16 protein-coding genes and 1 pseudogene are annotated in these 15,851 nt (G+C 68.8%); 4 read left to right on the plus strand and 13 right to left on the minus strand.

All coding sequences use genetic code 11. The features are described from left to right. Window positions 1-9: 9 nt before the first annotated feature. A complete protein-coding gene (locus AAW14_RS24035; RefSeq protein ID WP_265566019.1) occupies window positions 10-414 on the minus strand; it encodes an STAS domain-containing protein in 405 nt (134 codons plus the stop codon). Between the two features lie 779 nt (window positions 415-1,193). On the opposite strand from AAW14_RS24035, the gene AAW14_RS24040 reads away from it, so the two are divergent. Continuing rightward, window positions 1,194-1,334: an ANTAR domain-containing protein gene (locus AAW14_RS24040; protein ID WP_265566020.1), complete on the plus strand. Its 141-nt coding sequence runs from the start codon at window positions 1,194-1,196 to the stop codon at window positions 1,332-1,334. 198 nt (window positions 1,335-1,532) lie between these two features. On the opposite strand, the gene AAW14_RS24045 is transcribed toward AAW14_RS24040, so the two are convergent. From AAW14_RS24045 to AAW14_RS24070, 6 genes are all read right to left on the minus strand, one after another. Beyond that, window positions 1,533-2,711: a PP2C family protein-serine/threonine phosphatase gene (locus tag AAW14_RS24045; protein ID WP_265566021.1), complete on the minus strand. Its 1,179-nt coding sequence runs from the start codon at window positions 2,709-2,711 to the stop codon at window positions 1,533-1,535. 205 nt (window positions 2,712-2,916) lie between these two features. Continuing rightward, window positions 2,917-3,261 carry a MerR family transcriptional regulator gene (locus AAW14_RS24050; RefSeq protein WP_265566022.1) on the minus strand — a complete coding sequence of 115 codons (345 nt, stop codon included), beginning with the start codon at window positions 3,259-3,261 and terminating at the stop codon, window positions 2,917-2,919. A 1,167-nt stretch (window positions 3,262-4,428) separates the two neighbouring features. Further along, window positions 4,429-5,268, minus strand: coding sequence for an RNA polymerase sigma factor SigF (locus AAW14_RS24055; RefSeq protein WP_265566023.1), 840 nt, complete (start codon window positions 5,266-5,268; stop codon window positions 4,429-4,431). 331 nt (window positions 5,269-5,599) lie between these two features. Continuing rightward, window positions 5,600-5,743, minus strand: a complete 144-nt coding sequence (locus AAW14_RS24060; protein WP_265566024.1) for a DUF6131 family protein — start codon at window positions 5,741-5,743, stop codon at window positions 5,600-5,602. A gap of 230 nt (window positions 5,744-5,973) precedes the next feature. After that, entirely contained in the window at window positions 5,974-6,426 is a 453-nt protein-coding gene (locus AAW14_RS24065) for an ATP-binding protein (RefSeq protein WP_265566025.1), read from the minus strand. A 206-nt stretch (window positions 6,427-6,632) separates the two neighbouring features. Next, complete coding sequence (locus tag AAW14_RS24070) at window positions 6,633-6,803, minus strand: hydrophobic protein (RefSeq protein ID WP_265566026.1); 171 nt, start codon at window positions 6,801-6,803, stop codon at window positions 6,633-6,635. 138 nt (window positions 6,804-6,941) lie between these two features. Here AAW14_RS24070 and AAW14_RS24075 point away from each other — a divergent pair, with 138 nt between their 5' ends. Continuing rightward, window positions 6,942-7,115 (plus strand): CsbD family protein, encoded by a 174-nt coding sequence (locus AAW14_RS24075; RefSeq protein ID WP_265566027.1) that lies wholly within the window; start codon window positions 6,942-6,944, stop codon window positions 7,113-7,115. Window positions 7,116-7,676: 561 nt separating this feature from the next. Here AAW14_RS24075 and AAW14_RS24080 read toward each other — a convergent pair. The 6 genes and pseudogenes from AAW14_RS24080 to AAW14_RS24105 all read right to left on the minus strand — a co-directional run bounded on the left by AAW14_RS24080 (window position 7,677) and on the right by AAW14_RS24105 (window position 13,697). Further along, window positions 7,677-9,440 carry a thiamine pyrophosphate-dependent enzyme gene (locus AAW14_RS24080; RefSeq protein WP_265566028.1) on the minus strand — a complete coding sequence of 588 codons (1,764 nt, stop codon included), beginning with the start codon at window positions 9,438-9,440 and terminating at the stop codon, window positions 7,677-7,679. A gap of 14 nt (window positions 9,441-9,454) precedes the next feature. Next, entirely contained in the window at window positions 9,455-11,038 is a 1,584-nt protein-coding gene (locus AAW14_RS24085) for an FMN-binding glutamate synthase family protein (RefSeq protein ID WP_265566029.1), read from the minus strand. A 270-nt stretch (window positions 11,039-11,308) separates the two neighbouring features. Further along, a complete protein-coding gene (locus AAW14_RS24090) occupies window positions 11,309-11,512 on the minus strand; it encodes a cold-shock protein (protein WP_265566030.1) in 204 nt (67 codons plus the stop codon). 512 nt (window positions 11,513-12,024) lie between these two features. Further along, a pseudogene (locus AAW14_RS24095) lies at window positions 12,025-12,165 on the minus strand (transposase); the annotation flags it as partial. A 103-nt stretch (window positions 12,166-12,268) separates the two neighbouring features. Continuing rightward, window positions 12,269-13,309, minus strand: coding sequence for a fatty acid desaturase family protein (locus AAW14_RS24100; RefSeq protein ID WP_416223359.1), 1,041 nt, complete (start codon window positions 13,307-13,309; stop codon window positions 12,269-12,271). Between the two features lie 184 nt (window positions 13,310-13,493). Next, window positions 13,494-13,697, minus strand: a complete 204-nt coding sequence (locus AAW14_RS24105; protein ID WP_069777588.1) for a cold-shock protein — start codon at window positions 13,695-13,697, stop codon at window positions 13,494-13,496. Window positions 13,698-14,286: 589 nt separating this feature from the next. On the opposite strand from AAW14_RS24105, the gene AAW14_RS24110 reads away from it, so the two are divergent. Continuing rightward, window positions 14,287-14,559, plus strand: a complete 273-nt coding sequence (locus AAW14_RS24110) for a hypothetical protein (RefSeq protein ID WP_265566032.1) — start codon at window positions 14,287-14,289, stop codon at window positions 14,557-14,559. A gap of 66 nt (window positions 14,560-14,625) precedes the next feature. Beyond that, window positions 14,626-15,851, plus strand: a 1,226-nt coding sequence (locus AAW14_RS24115) for a N(5)-(carboxyethyl)ornithine synthase (RefSeq protein WP_265566033.1), incomplete at its 3' end; no start/stop codon positions are given.

Raw genomic sequence — 15,851 nt, forward strand, 5'->3', positions numbered from 1 at the left:
AGCGGTTCCTCAGCGTGTGGGACCGGGCCAGTGCGCCAGGCCGTCGAGGGCCGGCGACTGGCAGGTGGCCTCCTGCGGCGAGTCGTAGAACTCGTAGGCGTCGGCCAGGCCGCCGTGCGCGAAGACGGTGCGCATCCGAGCCGAGGGGCACGTGATCCGCAGCGAGCCCTCGCGTTCCCGGATGCGTTTGGCGAGCGTCACGACGGTGCCCAGGAACATCGAGTCCAGGAAGGGCACGAAGCACAGGTCGAGGACGAAGTGGCGGTGCCCCTCACCCAGCAGCTGGATGACTGCCTGGCGGATCAAGGCGTGGGTGTGGATGTCCACCTCGCCGTCGACCTCGACAACGGTCCAGCCGTTGACGACGTCGCAAGCGACGGCGATCTCCTCGGTGCGGACGATGCTCCAGCGCATGGCCCGTCCCTTCTCGCGGCTCTGCACGAAACGCCAGGCCCCCTGCGACGCGTTGCACGCCTGGTCAGCGAGGGTTTGCGTGCAGATGCCGCCTGCCTCCATCCAAGGCGTTTCCCGGTTGAGCGCAAGCCGGGCAAGGCGCCGGCGCCACGGTGAAGGACGCGGGCCCTGCGACGGACCCCGTCATGGCACACGACGCAGCTGGTGTCCTGGTCCGATGCGGGCTCAAGCCGAAGCGGGTACGGGCCCTCCGTACGCCCCCTGCACGGCCCGCCTCACGTCCGCTTCCGCCAGCCGCGTGACCGACACACCCGCTGGTCGTTGGGTACGGCATCGCGCCATGAACATCCGCCCCCGGCGGATGCGCGAGCCTCGTGCGGGCCCGGACCCGTCGGCGCCCCGCCTGCTCCGGACCCGCACCCCGCTCCCCTTGCGCATGAGCATCCCGGCTCGGGTTCCCGGCGCGGGAGCGGGAGGTCCGGAACCAAGCCCCCCGCGTGCGTCCTCCGGGCTGTGGTCCGGGGGCGCGTTCTGCTGTGTCTGGTGCGGCGAAGTGGGTGCCGAAGACAATGTTCGGGCAGGCGATAAAGATGACCGCGACCCGTTGCTTCCCTGGATGAGCACATGGCTTCCCCCACCCGCCCCGATGCGACACCCGCCACCGCGGACCGCCGGGCTGCGCGCGGAGGTGGAGCGGTTGCGCAGAGAAAACGGGCAGCTGCAGCAGGCCCTCGCCCCCCCACGCGGTGGTAGACCAGGCCATCGGCGTCCTGACAGTCATGACCCAGATGTCACCAGATGACGGCTTCACCGTGCTGCGCGAGGTCTCCCAGCGCACCAACATCAAACTGTCCGCCGTCGCCGAACACATCCTCAAGCGCGGCCCCGGGAGCAGCCCTCCCCGAGGCCCTCCGAGTTGAACTGCACGCGGCCCTCACCCACTACGCCGCCGACCCACCCACGACCTGACCGTGCAGGTGGTCTACGCCAAGCGCGCCGATGTCGGCGCCGGCTGCGAACGGAGACCGACTGCGGTTACCGCGACGCACAGCCGTCGACCACGTGACCGTACGCGGCCGTGGGAAGCGAGCTGTGGTGCTTGATCAGCGAACTGGACCCTACCCGTCTTCGCGCCGCGGCCCGTGCCAGTCCAGGATGAGGACAGTGGCGTCGTCCCTGAGACTTCCCCGACAGGCATCCAGTACCGCGGTGGTCAGGTTGCGCACGGCTTCCCTGGGATGTGAGGTCCGGGTGTCCCACACGAGGGATGCCAGGTCGACGGCTCCGGCGCCGCGTTCCTGCATGCCGTCAGTGAGCAGGATCAGACGGTCGCCGGGGAGAAGATGGAGTTCCTGGGCATGGTAGGAGGTGGGGGCTGCCACGCCGAAGGGGAGGTTGACTGCGAGCTGGACCTCTTCGACCTCGGTGGCACCTTTGCGTAGGCGCAGGGGCCGGGGATGCCCTGCGTTGACCAGTTCGCAGGTCCCCGTTGTGAGGCCGATGCACAGCAATTGGCCAGTGGCCAGGCCGCGGCTGTGGGTCAGCAGGGCGTCGTGGGCGTGTTGCGCCTGCTGGAGTGCGTCACAGCCGCTGCGGCGGGCGCCGCGCATAGCGCCGACCAGGAGTGTGGCGAGCAGCGCGGAGTTGGTGTCGTGGCCCATGGCGTCGGTGATGGACAGGTGCAGTGTGTCGCGATCGAGTGTGTAGTCGTAGGTGTCGCCGCCGATGTCGTCGGCCGGCACCAGCCCTGCCGCGAGGGTGAACTGGGGAGCCTCGCAGCAGGAGGCCGAGGGAAGCAGTTGGTGCTGGATCTCGGCGGCCAGGCTGGTCCGGGTGGTGCGCCGGCCCGCGTGGTACAGGTCGGTGAAGCGGCGGTCCGTGACGATGATGTAGGCCAGCGCGTGCGCCGCGTCTTCGATCTGCGCGAGCACGGTGTCGTCGGCGTTCTGCAGCGTAGCCTCCAGCAGACCGATGCAGTCGCCGCGGTTGGTGACCGGCGAGATCACGCGCCGCCCGCCCTGGCCGTCCGGTTCCACGCGCTGGCACTGGGTGCGCAGGACTGCGTCGTAGACGCTGCCCTCCAGGTCGATCCGCTCGGCAGCGCCCTCCGTGTCATCCTCGGCCTGTGTGGTCAGGCGCAGCAGCCGCCGACCCACGAGGTCGACGAACAGGAACGACACACGCTCCGCCCCGAAGCGCTTGCGCAGGTCATCCGCAAGTACCTCGACGGACTCCCCGGGCGGTGCCGCCTCAGCGGCGGCCAGAAGCTGCCCCAGTTCCAGATCCCCGCCATCCATGGCAACCTCCTATCGGTTGCCGGTCCTTCTTCCCCGGGTTCGCCCTTCGTCACCCACTACATGCATCCCGCCCGCTCGCGGTTCTCTCTTCCGGCGGAGTTCGGTTGACGCGTTGAGCCCGTCTGAGCTGCCGAACGGCGGTGCGGTCCCTCAGCGGCCTCGTCCGCCGGCAGTGCATCGGTTCCCTCAGGTTCGGGCGTTCTGATCAGGCTGATGTCTTCGGCTGAGGCTTGCCGCCCTCGGCGCGCAGTTGCTCGTTGATGCGCTGCGCCTCTTCGAGCTGGTCTTCGAGGATGACGATGCGGCAGGCGGCCTCTATGGCGGTGCCCTGGTCGACGAGTTCGCGGGCTCGGGCGGCGATGCGCAGCTGGTACCGGGAGTAGCGGCGATGGCCGCCGTCGGAGCGCAGCGGGGTGATCAGGCGGTGCTCACCGAGGGCACGGAGGAAGGCAGGGGTGGTGCCGAGCATCTCGGCGGCCCGGCCCATGGTGTAGGCGGGGTAGTCGTCATCGTCGAGAGGGCCGACGGGACGGGAACCGGCAGGCGGCATAGACCTCTTCTTTCGGGGACGCGTCGGGGGGCCCGGGTGCCAGTACGGCACCCGGGCCCCGAGCTTTCAACACCATCTACCGGCGCTCCGCGCTGGCCTTCTTTTTCCGCAGGTGCCGCCTGGGAGGGCGGGGTTGCGGGGATCGCGAATGCGTGACCGGGGACCACCTTCCAATCCGGGGCCTTGCGTCGTACCCGGGCGGACTGCTTCCTCGCCCGGGCGATCCTGATGGCGTTCTGCTCCTTACCTTTCGATTGCGCGGATATCGCGGGTGCTGCTCACAGCCCCGCTGGGGCCGTGTCCTTCTGGTCTACCTGCACAGCAGTTCGTGCCTGCTGTGCCTACTTCGACCTTCTGGGTACGGAGACAACGCTAACCCCGCAGCGGCGGAATGTCTACTGTCGCCACGACAGTTTTTCTCCATGGAGGGTGCGTGTGCTGCTACCGCAGGTACACCAGGAAGAGTGCCCACTCGAATGGCGGTCCCCCTTCCTGCACAGCAGTCCTCGGTGAGACCGGCCCGGTGCTCGCCCACGCTGAACGGCCTGCCAAGCCGCGCACATACGCCCACGCACCGAGGCGCGGATCGGGCCGCTCTCCGACGGGGGATGCTGTGAGACGTGGCCGCGCATGAGCCACGTTCAGAGCACAAGGACGGGGCCGGTCCCGTACTTGCGAGCACTGGTGACCAGCTCGCTGATCACCAGCTGGGTCAGGCGCACGATCCGCTCAGAGACCCCAGCCCGGGGGCCGGCCGCACCCTGAAGGAAAGCGGCGCGGCTCGGTGGCGGGCTTCGGCGATGCTCACTCCGTCATCGGCCAAGGCGATCGTCATCTCCATCGCGGCGCCCGGGGCACCGCAACACTCGCCTTCGGGGCCCTCCACCCGGTCCGGCACCGTTCCGTTCCTGTGCACCGTCGCGCCGGGGCAGATACCAGGCCCGCTCAGCATGTGCCACGCGAAGCGCCGGGAGCCGGCTACGGCTGGCAGCACGCAGTGCCTCCGTCGCACGCCTCTTCCAGATCGTCGGTCTCGATGACGTCAGAGCCTGTCACCCCACCGTTCGCGACGCCTTGCACCCCTGGCCTCGGGGCCGTGGCGCCAGATAACGCCTGATGCCCGCCACGGTTGTGGCGGGCATCAGGCGGTGTGCGGACAGCTGGCTGTCAGCCGGTGGTGAGCAGGCCCTCGCGCAGGCGAGCGAGGCAGCGGGACAGGAGCCGGGAGACGTGCATCTGGGAGACGCCCAGGCGCTCGCCGATCTGGGCCTGGGTGAGTTCTTCCACGAAGCGCATGTGGATGATCTGCCGGTCGCGCTCATCCAGGTCAGCGATCAGCGGGGCCAGGGAGTGGAAGTCCTCCACCAACTCCAGGTCGGTGTCTTCGACGCCGATGAAGTCCTGCAGGACGCTCTCGCCGTCCTCGCTGCCGCCGATGGCGGCGTCCAGGGAGGAGGAGTTGTAGCCGTTCGCGGCCAGACGAGCCTCCATCACCTCGTCCTCGGGCAGGCTCATCAGCTCCGACAGTTCCTTGACCGTCGGCGTGCGGCCCAACCGGCTTCGCAGTTCTTCCGTGGCCCGGGCGAGCTGGACGCGGGCCTCCTGCAGCCGCCGGGGAACGTGCACGGCCCAGGTGGTGTCGCGGAAGAACCGCTTGATCTCCCCGACGACGTAGGGGATCGCGAAGGAGGTGAACTCCACCTCGCGGGACAGCTCGAACCGGTCGATCGCCTTGATCAGGCCGATCATGCCGACCTGGACGATGTCCTCCATCTCCTCCGGTCCGCGGCTGCGGAACCGGCCGGCCGCGTAGCGGACCAAGGACATGTTCATCTCGATCAGCGTGTTGCGCGCGTAGCTGTACTCGGGCGTGCCCTCCTCCAGCACTGCCAGCTGCTCGAAGAACAACCGGGAGAGTTCGCGGGCATCCTTGGGCGCCACCCGGGTGGGGTCGGCGGCTTCGGGCAGCTCGGTGGTCTGCGTGTCCAGCGTGCTCATGAGCACCATGTAGGTCCCCTCCCGGATTCGAACTCGTGCCACGGCCCGCTGTGAAGCGGGCGACGATGCTTCGGTTACCCCTTCAATTTCCACCCATGCCTGCCACCACGCGATCGAGGGGCAGGGCTGTGAGCCGGCACGTCTCCCCACTGAGAGGCCACCCGCCCGGTCCGGCCGGAGAACCCGCCGGCGCTCCGGAGTCGGCCTGGCGGCCCTCGTGCTGCGGGTGGAGCAGGGGTTGCGACCGGAACCGGGGCGGCGCCCCGTCGGCACAGGCCAGTAAGCGGGTAACGGGTGCAGTGGCGTCGGGGTCCTCGGATTGGGCCCCCGATCGGCGGCGTCAGGGGGCGTACCAGTAGTGGCGTCGGCCGCCGACGGCGTGCCCCACGGAGTCGAGGAGGAACAGGATGAGCCCGATGACGAGCAGGATGATCCCGATCGTCCACAGAATGCCGACGTGCAGGACGAACTCGGCCACGCCCAAGCCAGCACGGTTGCACCGAGATACGGGCAGCGGACACAGCCCCACTGGTCGTTCCACCTAATCCAGCGACCGGCGCGGACACCGACGGCCGTACATCGGCCGCGTCGGCGGCCCTGCCGCGAGAAGACGAGCGACTCAGGAATGTTAGAGAAATGCCGTCACACGAACGCCGGGGCCCGCGACGTGCTGATGGCTTCCTTCGGCTGTCGGCCGTCGAGCCTGGCGGTCGCTCACCTGCTGGTCCAAGCGCTGACGCCGAGCGGATCGTCCGTCAAGGCCAAGCGGGCGGTGATGCGCTTACCTACCGGCTCCCGCGTGGCTTCAAAGCCCTGGCAGACTGCCATGACGATCTGAAGACCATGCTGCCCCACCCGGCCCGCATCGGCGGCCCGAGCCACCGGCAGCACTGGATCGGAGTCCCACACCTGGACCTCCACCAGATCACCGGCGATCCGAAGATCCAGCAGGATCGGGCCGACGGCATACTTCTGCGCGTTGGTGACCAGTTCGCTCACCACCAGCTGCGTCACCTCCACAGCTCGCTGGGAGACCGCGATACCGTACTCGGCGCGCATCCGGGTCAGGAAACCGGCAGCCGTGTGGCGGGCCTCGGCGATGCAGGGGCCCTGCCCCTCCAGAGCCACCGCGACGCTCAGAAAGGCGCCATCTGAGTGGGTCGTCATGCTGTCCTCGCCCGCCAAGGCCCGTTTCATCCGCACCGCCTCTACTACCCCATACCTCCAGGCGCAGGTACCCGTGATCGGGCCGGACAACCCAATTTCCCCTTCGGACTCTTCTGGCGCTCTTTCATTGTGCGCAATCGTCAGCCAAGCCCGTAGGGCCTGGCCGGTATCAGCCAGGCCCTACGAAGGGGTGAGTACCGGTCAGGTCACCATCGATACCAGCGGCCGCGGCCACCCCCGGCGCTCGTGGAGCGGATGACGAAGCCGAGCAGCCACAGCACCAGGACGGCGAGGGCCACCCACCAAAGCACCTTGACGGCGAAACCGGCACCGAAAAGGACGAGTACGAGAAGCAGAACGAGCAGCAAAGGAACCATGGTTATCGACCTCCTGAGCCGCCGTATGCCCCGCGACTGCTCCTTCATTCCGCAGCTCTGGCTCGTTTGTGCAAGGAGAGCCGGGGCACAGGTGGGCTACAGCGAAAACAGCACCGAAGCAATGAGGAGGCGCATTCCATGACTGCCGGCGAAAAGGCCAAGGCCAAGACCGAGCAGGCCGAGGGCAAGGCCAAGGAGGCCGTGGGAAGCGCCATCGGAAATAACCGCATGGCCGCCGAAGGACAGGCGGAAAAGAGCACGGGCGATGCCCGTGAGGCCAAGGAGAAGACCAAGGACGCCTTCAGGCACTGACGACATCTCTTTTCTCCGAAGGGCCTTCCCGTACACGCCTCGGGAAGGCCCTTCCGGGTACCTCGGCGCGGTTGCAACCGCTGTCACTCGGCCCACCTGGGCTGCGCTGCCGCGTGGTGGGCGAGGGCCCCACCGGTCCGGGCGCGCCTGACCCACGGCGACACCTATGAAGGGCCATGCACGGCCCGCCAGGACCCCATGCCCGCCCAGGATTCCGAAGACCATAGGCGCACGAGGTGAGCGCCTGCGTACAGGCGGCCTACGGGCATCTCCACCGCCGGTTGGGCATTCTGCGGATCAACCATGGCCATGCTGTTGCGTCATCGGAGTACCCTTCAGGCTCTTCCCCACTGGTACGGGACGACGAGGCCGATGGTGCCGGGCCCCTCTAGGACCGATGCGGTCAGAGCGTGAACGGCATGCGTACCCGGTCCGATCGCGGCCTCGCGCACTGCGCCCGCGCCCTCGAAGCCGTCCTGGAATGCTGGACCCCGTGCAACGTCCTTGCCCACAGGGCCATCGCCTGCGTGGGGCCAGTTGAAGCCAATTCCCCGAGCGTCGTCAGTTCCCCCTCGGCTCTCCGTGGCTGCGCACGACTTCCTTCACCTTGGCCACCGCGAACCCCCAGCCCTGCTCGACCGTCGGCTTGGCCGGGACGGCGATCTCGTCGGGGTTGGTGAGGACGTCGAGCAGGACCGGGCCCGGACTGCCGAAGGCGCGTCGCACGGCGCTCTCCACCTCTGCCGGGTCCGTCACGCGGATGCCGGTGATGCCCAAGGCCTCGGCCACGGCGGCGAAGTCGGGATTGTCGAGCACGGTGCCGAACTCGGGCAGGCCGGCCTGCTCCTGTTCGAGTTTCACCATGCCCAGCCGCCGGTTGTCGAAGACGACCAGCTTGACGGGCAGGCAGTACGTCTTGAGGGTCATCAGGTCGCCCAGGAGCATGCTCAGGCCGCCGTCGCCGCAGAAGGCGACGACCTGCCGCTCGCGGTCCAGGCTCTGGGCGCCCAGGGCCTGGGGCATGGCGTTGGCCATCGAGCCGAGGTTGTAGGAGCCGATGAGACGCCGTTCGCCGCGCATCTCGACGAAGCGCGAGAGCCACACCGTGGCCATGCCCGTGTCGGAGGTGAAGACGGCGTCCTCGGCCGCGACACGGTCGACGGCCGCGGCCAGCGCCTCCGGGCGTATGTCATGGGCGCGGTTGTCCAACGCGGAGCGGATGCGGCCCACGAGGCCCTTGTCGTGCGCGGGGTCGGCGAGCCGGGCCTGTCCGGTGCGCCACTGGTCGAAGTGCTCGCGTGCCTTCTCCAGGTGCGAACGGTCGCGTGCGCCCTCGGTACCCGCGGGGGTGGCGCTGAGGTGGTCCAGCATGTCGCGGACGGTGGCGCCGGCGTCCCCCACGAGTCCGACGTCGACCGACACCCGGCGTCCGATGTGGGTGGCCTCGGCGTCGACCTGGATCACGGTCCGTCCCCCGGGATACCAGTCCCGGTAGGGGAAGTCCGTGCCGAGCAGCAGAAGAGTGTCCGCGTCCTGGAGGGCCGCCGCGGCGGCGGGGTTGCCGATCAGGCCCGTCTGGCCGACCTGGAAGGGGTTGGTGTCCCCCTCGAAGCCCGCCTTGGCCTTGAGTGTGAGCACCATCGGTGCGGCCAGGCGGTCGGCGAGGGTGAGCACGTCCTCGCGAGCGGCGCGGGCGCCCTCGCCGACGAGCAGCGTGGCCCGTTCGGACCGGTCGAGGAGTTCCGCGGCGCGGCGGACGGCAGCCCCGTCCGGCCGGCTCACCGGAGGGTTCAGGGAGAACCGGGCGGGACGGTCGGCGGTCAGCTCCCGATCGCCCAGGTCGCCCGGCACGGTGAGGACGGCGACGCCCTTGCGGCCCAGTGCGTGGCGCACCGCCGTCTCCAGCATCTGCGGCAGCTGGTCGGGCGAGGTGATGGTCGCGCGGAAGACGGCCACGTCGCTGAAGAGGGCGTCGTTGTCGACCTCCTGGAAGTAGTCGCTGCCGATTTCGGCGAGGGGTACCTGGCCGGCTATCGCCAGGACCGGGGCGTGGCTCTTGGCCGCGTCGTACAGGCCGTTCAGGAGGTGGACGGAACCGGGCCCGACGGTGCCCATGCACACCCCGAGCGTTCCGGTGAGCTGCGACTGGGCGCTCGCGGCGAACGCGGCCGCCTCCTCGTGCCGGCAGCCCACCCATTCAAGGTTCTCGGTGGTGCGGATGGCGTCCGTCAGGGGATTGAGCGCGTCTCCCACGACGCCGAACACCTGGCGCACGCCGAGCTCGCTCAGCGCGTCCACGATGACGCGGGCAACAGTACGGGCCACGTGAGTCCTCCGGTTCAGACGGTGAAGTGGTCGGGGTCGGCGGCATTCCAGTCGGCCGCCCAAGAGGCCGGTGGCTCGGCGAGCAACTGCCCGGGCTGGAGCCACTCGTACAGCTCCTCGTAGGAGCGCTCGGTGAAGGGGTCGACGCGCCGGCGGAGCATGTGCGGACGCAGCTGCGCGGGGTCGGTGACGCCCATGGACGCCATGATCTGCAATGCGCTGGCCACGGTCGCCTCCTGGAAGCGCTGGACGCGGGCCGTCTTGTCCGGGACGTGGAGGGCGCGGGCGCGGCGGGGGTCCTGGGTGGTGACGCCGGTGGGGCAGGTGTTCGTGTGGCACCGCTGCGCCTGGATGCAGCCGACGGCGAACATCATCGCCCGCGCGGCGTTGCCGTAGTCGGCACCCTGCACCATGCGCTTGACCAGTTCGGTCCCGGTGGCGATCTTGCCGCTCGCGCCGATCCTGATCCGGTCGCGCAGGCCGGTGCCCACGAGGGCGTTGTGCACGGTGAGCAGACCCTCGGTGAGCGGAGTACCCACGTGGTCCGCGAACTCCAGCGGCGCCGCACCGGTCCCGCCCTCGGCACCGTCCACGACGATGAAGTCAGGCGCCGCGCCCTCCTCCAGCATGGCCTTGCACACGGCCAGGAACTGCCGCCGCGAGCCCACGCACAGCTTGAACCCGGCAGGCTTGCCACCGGACAACTCGCGCATGCGGGCGATGAAGCGGACGAGTTCCCGCGGGGTGGAGAAGACCCGGTGGTACGGCGGCGAGACGACGGTCCGCCCCTCGGGCACGTCGCGGACCCGGGCGATCTCGGCGTTCACCTTGGCTCCCGGCAGGACACCTCCGATGCCGGGCTTGGCGCCCTGCGACAGCTTCAGGGACACGCACTTGACGTGATCGTGTGCGGCCTTGTCGGAGAACTCGGCGGGGTCGAAGTCGCCGTCGGGCGTGCGGCAGCCGAAGTACCCGGTGCCGATCTCCCAGACGAGGTCGCCACCCGGGCGGAGGTGATACTCGGACAGTCCGCCCTCACCGGTGTCCTGGGCGAACCCCCCTGCCGCCGCGCCCCCGTTGAGGGCGAGGACGGCGTTGGCGGAGAGCGATCCGAAGCTCATCGCGGAGACGTTCAGCAGTGCCATGTCGTAGGGCCGGCCGCAGTCCGGACCGCCGATCCGCACGCGCGGCCGTTCCTTCGGCACCGGCCGCGGCGCCATCGAGGGGACCAGGAACTCGTAGCCGGGCTGGTACACGTCCCGTTCGGTGCCGTAGGGCTCCTCCGCGTCCGTGCCCTTGGCACGCTCGTAGACGATGCTGCGCACGTCCCGGTCGAAGGGACGTCCGTCGTAGTTCCGCTCGATGAAGTACTGCTGCAACTCCGGGCGTATGCGCTCCATGAGGAAGCGGGCATGGCCGAGCACCGGATAGTTGCGCAGCACCGAATGCCGGCGTTGCAGCAAATCCCACGCGCCCAGCAGAGCCAGCAGCATCACCGGTACGGCGACGAGCGACCACCATGGGGAGATCCAGGCCGCCGCCAGGGACGCCAGTACACCTGCGACGAGAGTCAGGACGACGATTACGATGCGTGTCACCCCTTGCTCATTGCCGGGCGATCGCTTTCCAGTCCTGGGAGACGTGCTCAGCTCGACCAGCGTCGGCGCGGGAGGCGTCCACCGGTGAGAGCGGCTCGCGTTGCCGCCGACTTCGAAGTCCTACTTTGGCGTTCGACTCCGGTTTCAAAGGGTGACGACGCCTCTCAGCCAGCTCTCCGGCTGCTGGGCGGGTGCGTCGCCAACCTGGTCCGCTGCAGCGGCGAGGCGGCTACCAAACGGCAGCCGCCTCGTCCTGCCATGTTCGCCCGGTCAGCCACGGACGATGTTCTGGGCCTGCGGCCCCTTCGGCCCCTGCCCGATCTGGAAGGTGACGTGCTCGCCCTCGGTGAGCTCGCGGAAGCCGCTCCCCTGGATCTCGGAGTAGTGTGCGAAGACGTCGGGCCCCCCGCCGTCCTGCGAGATAAAGCCGAAGCCCTTCTCTGCGTTGAACCACTTCACGGTGCCGCTGGCCATCAGATGATCCTTCGTCCATGCCCGGGAACAGCCCTTGGTCCGGGCATGCTCCGGCTCCTCGACAACAGGAGCCGCACTCGACGTACCCCTAACCGCTCGGTTTACTCGTCCGAATACGGTCGTGCGCCACCGACCGCGTGACGTCTTCCATCACGGCGTACGACGCCACGTGCTCGGAGCGACATCACTGTGGTCGGTGAGCCCCGGAGGATCACCATCTGGCACCAACAGCTCAGCCGGTCGTCGTGCGTAGCGCTTCCTCGGTCTGGTGGGCGCGCCGCTCCTCGATCGTTTCCTGCTGCTGTCGAGCTCGTTCGAGCAGTGTGTCGAGCTGGGCAGGGGCCAAGCCCTGGTCCGTCGCACTGAGCCGACGCAGGGTCTGCCACCGTTCCCGAGGGCGTTCGAGGCGAAGTAGTACCGAAAGCCGTACATCCCCACACCGTTCCGGTCGACGGCTTCGCGGCAGCTTGCTTCGGATGTCAGGCTGTGGGCGCGTGAACTGGCGAGGAACACCCGACCTGGCAGTTCTCGGTCCGCCCAGCGGTGCCGGGGTACTGCCGCTGCACGCCGGCCGACCGCGTCCCCTTCTTCAAAAAGCCCGTGTCGTCCACGACCAGGACGGCGTCCCGGTCACCGAGGTTGTCGACCACGTACTGGCAGGGTCAGGGCAGCGGCGCCGGACAACTGGAGCGGCCCACAGGCCGACGAGGAGGTGGTGGGTCGTGGTGGGAATGAAGAGCACGGACGGCGAAGTGATCAGTACTCCAGCTCGGGGCGCAGCGGGCCGCCGACCCTGTGGAGGTACCGCAGTATCTGGGCGTAGGAGTTGAAGAGCCCGGTCTCGTGGTAGGCGATGCCGTACTGGGCGCAGTACCTGCGCACGAGTTCCTGGGCACGCCGCAGGCTGGGTCGCGGCATGGAGGGGAACAGATGGTGTTCGATCTGGTAGTTCAGCCCGCCGAGCACGAAGTCGGTGAAGCGGTGGCCGCGGATGTTGCGTGAGGTCAGTACCTGCCGACGCAGGAAGTCGATCTTGTCGTCCTTGGCGAACAGGGCCATGCCCTTGTGGTTGGGGGCGAACGAGCATCCCATGTACAGCCCGAACAGCCCTTGGTGCACGAGAAGGAAGCACACGGCCTGGACGGGGGACAGGACCAGGAACAGAGCGGCGAGGTAGCCGCCCAGATGCGCTGCCAGCAGTCCCGCGTCGGCCAGCTTGGTTGTCCGCGAGGTTGTGGTGGCGGTGCGGTCGAGCAGCGCCCGTACGCCGGCGACGTGCAGGGCGAGTCCTTCCAGAAGCAGCATCGGGAAGAACAGCCAGGCCTGGTGACGGGCCAGCCAGGCGTACGCCCCGCTGCGGACGCGCGCGTGATCCTCGGTGAAGGCGATCGCACCGTCGGCGATGTCGGGGTCGCGGTCGACGTGGTTGGGGTGGGAGTGGTGCCGGTTGTGCTTGGTGATCCACCAGCCGTAGCTGAGGCCGATCAGCAGGTCGGCGTGCACGCGGCCGAGCAGGTTGTTGACGCGCTTGGAGGCGGCGATCTGATGGTGTCCAGCATCGTGCCCGATGAACCCGGTCTGGGTGAACATCACCGCCAGGAAGGCGGCGGTCAGCAGCTGCCACCACGACTGTCCGATCAGCGCGAACGCGGTCCAGCCGCCGGCCAGCAGAAGCAGGTTCGCGCCGATCTTCACGCAGTAGTAGCCCGGGCGGCGCGTCAGCAGCCCGCTCTGCCTCACCTCGCGGCACAGCGCGGCGTAGTCGCTGCCCCGGCTTCCGGGCGGGGGCTTGGTCATCTCGGCGTGGCCCGCGGGATCGGGGCTCCGCTGGCTGACGTCAGTGGTCACAGTGTTCCCTTCGGGAGGTACGGCGCTGCCCAAGGCGCGAGGGGCGGGGTGCAGGATGCTGCACGCGTCGGGAGTCCTGCGGAAGCCGCCCGAGGCAGGCCCACGGTGCGGGCCTGCCTCGGGAACGGTGGCCTCAGAGCACGTGGACCTGATCGGCCTGCATGCCCTTGGGGCCCTGGCTGGCGGTGAACTCCACCCGCTGGTTCTCCTTCAGGGAGCGGAAGCCGTCGGTGTCGATCGCCGACTGGTGGACGAAGACGTCGGCACCGGCCTCATCAGGGGCGATGAAACCGAAACCCTTCTCCGCGTTGAACCACTTCACTGTTCCTTGAGCCACGTGATGTCTCCTTCGAGATGGCGGCTGGGGCGGAATGTGCGCGATCACGCGATCCCGGGCTGTTGGTCGCCGGCCGTCGAAGAAAACCCCGAAACGACGAAACGCCCGCTGCCAAGAACTCCGCGGGCGTTTCCACGTTCGCAAACTTCAACTACAACCACTGCCCGCAACGTCCGGAGCGCCGGGAAGGTTCCCGCACGAGCCGGGAAGAGTTCGGTGACGCCCGGGCGGGTCGGCTCCGGGCTCCGGGCTCCGGGCTCCGGCATCCGGCATCCGGCACGTGCCGACTCCGGAGAGGGAGTACGGTTGCGGCACCGAGGGCACCTCGCACGCCGTCATCAGTTTCGGCGTCGCCCTCGGACAACGGCAAAGGCCGGCGTACATCGGATCCGGCCGGAAATGAGCGGCGACATGCCTCTTGGCCCGCCCCGTCACGCCGTCTTCCGTATCCGGTCCCGCGCAGCGCGGTAGCGGATTTCCCGGCTTCCGGGCTGCCCGGGGCACCAGGACATCTCGCGCACGACCCCGGGCCGCAGCACGGCTAGACCGATCAGCACGACCTTGAACCGATCTAGAGGGTGCGGGACACATGTATTCACAGGACTCGATCTTCGGCCGCCGCCGGGACCGCCCCGAACCGACCGCGGAGATGCTCTCCGGACTGGCCTGCCTCATCTGCGGCACCGACTACCGCAACGCACCCGACCCGGGGGCGGTGGTGGTTTCCCGCCGCGACGACGGGCAGCTCCTCGCCTGCCACGGGACGTGTGCACGCATGGCGACCGGGTCGGTCGACGGTCTGGACGAAACGCCCCTCCCGCTGGACGAGCGCATCCGCAGGCACCGGGCCGACGGCTTCTGACCCGGACATCCGGCAGCCAGACCACGCACGCCGAGAGCGCAGCGAAACGAAATGATGAGGAAGCGTATGCGCCTGATGAGTCTCGGAGTCCTCGCCTCCTCCCGCAAGGAGAATGAGTTCCGCCTGCCGTTGCACCCTGCTCACCTCGACCGGATCGCGCCGGACGTACGCGGGAGGATATTCCTGGAACAGGGCTACGGCGAACGGTTCGGCGTCGCCGACGACACGCTCGCACCGCTCGTGGCGGGATTGCGCTCCCGCGAGCAACTCCTCGCCGAGTGCGACGTGTTGCTGCTGCCCAAACCCATGCACGACGACATCGCCGCGCTGCGTGAGGGCCAGGTGCTGTGGGGATGGCCGCACTGTGTGCAGGACGAGGAGCTGACCCAGCTCGCCATCGACCGACGGGTGACACTCGTCGCCTGGGAGGCCATGAACCACTGGACGTCCACGGGCGCCTTCAGCGTCCATGTGTTCCACAAGAACAACGAGCTCGCGGGCTACTGCTCGGTGCTGCACGCTCTGCAGCTCGGCGGGCTGACCGGCAGCTACGGGCGGCGTCTGCGTGCTGTGGTCATCAGCTTCGGCGCCACGGCGCGCGGCGCGGTCACCGGCCTGGGCGCCATGGGGGTCTCCGACGTCACGGTGCTCACCCAGCGCGCAGCGGCAGCGGTGGCCTCGCCGATGCCCTCGGTCGTGATGGGCCACTTCGCACAGCAAGAGGGCGATTCAACGCGCCTGCACGCATTCACCGCGGCCGGTTCCCTGCCGCTGGCGGAGTACCTGGCCGGGTTCGACATCATCGTCAACTGCGTCTTGCAGGACACCGACGCGCCGCTCATGTTCGTCACCGAAGAGGAACTCACCCTGTTCCGGCCGGGGACCTTCTTCATCGACGTCGCCTGCGACGAAGGCATGGGCTTCGCGTGGGCCCGTCCCACCACCTTCGGCGAGCCGATGCCCACGGTGGGGACGGGCTGCCACTACTACGCAGTGGATCACAGCCCGTCCCACCTGTGGAACTCGGCCACGTGGGAGATCAGCGAGGCACTCCTGCCGTACCTGCGCAAGGTCATGAGCGGCCCCGCGGTCTGGGAGGCCGACCCCACGGTCAGAAAGGCCATCGAGATCCGCGACGGCGTCGTCCTGAACCCAAAGATTCTCTCCTTCCAGCACCGAACAGCCGCCTACCCCCACACCTCCAGGACCCCGGCCCACACCCCCAAGACCCCGGCTCACACCCCCAAGACCCCGGCCCACACCCCCAAGACCCCGGCCCACACCCCCAAGAC

The sequence above is a fragment of the Streptomyces hygroscopicus genome (assembly GCF_026168105.1).
Taxonomy (GTDB): domain Bacteria; phylum Actinomycetota; class Actinomycetes; order Streptomycetales; family Streptomycetaceae; genus Streptomyces; species Streptomyces hygroscopicus_D.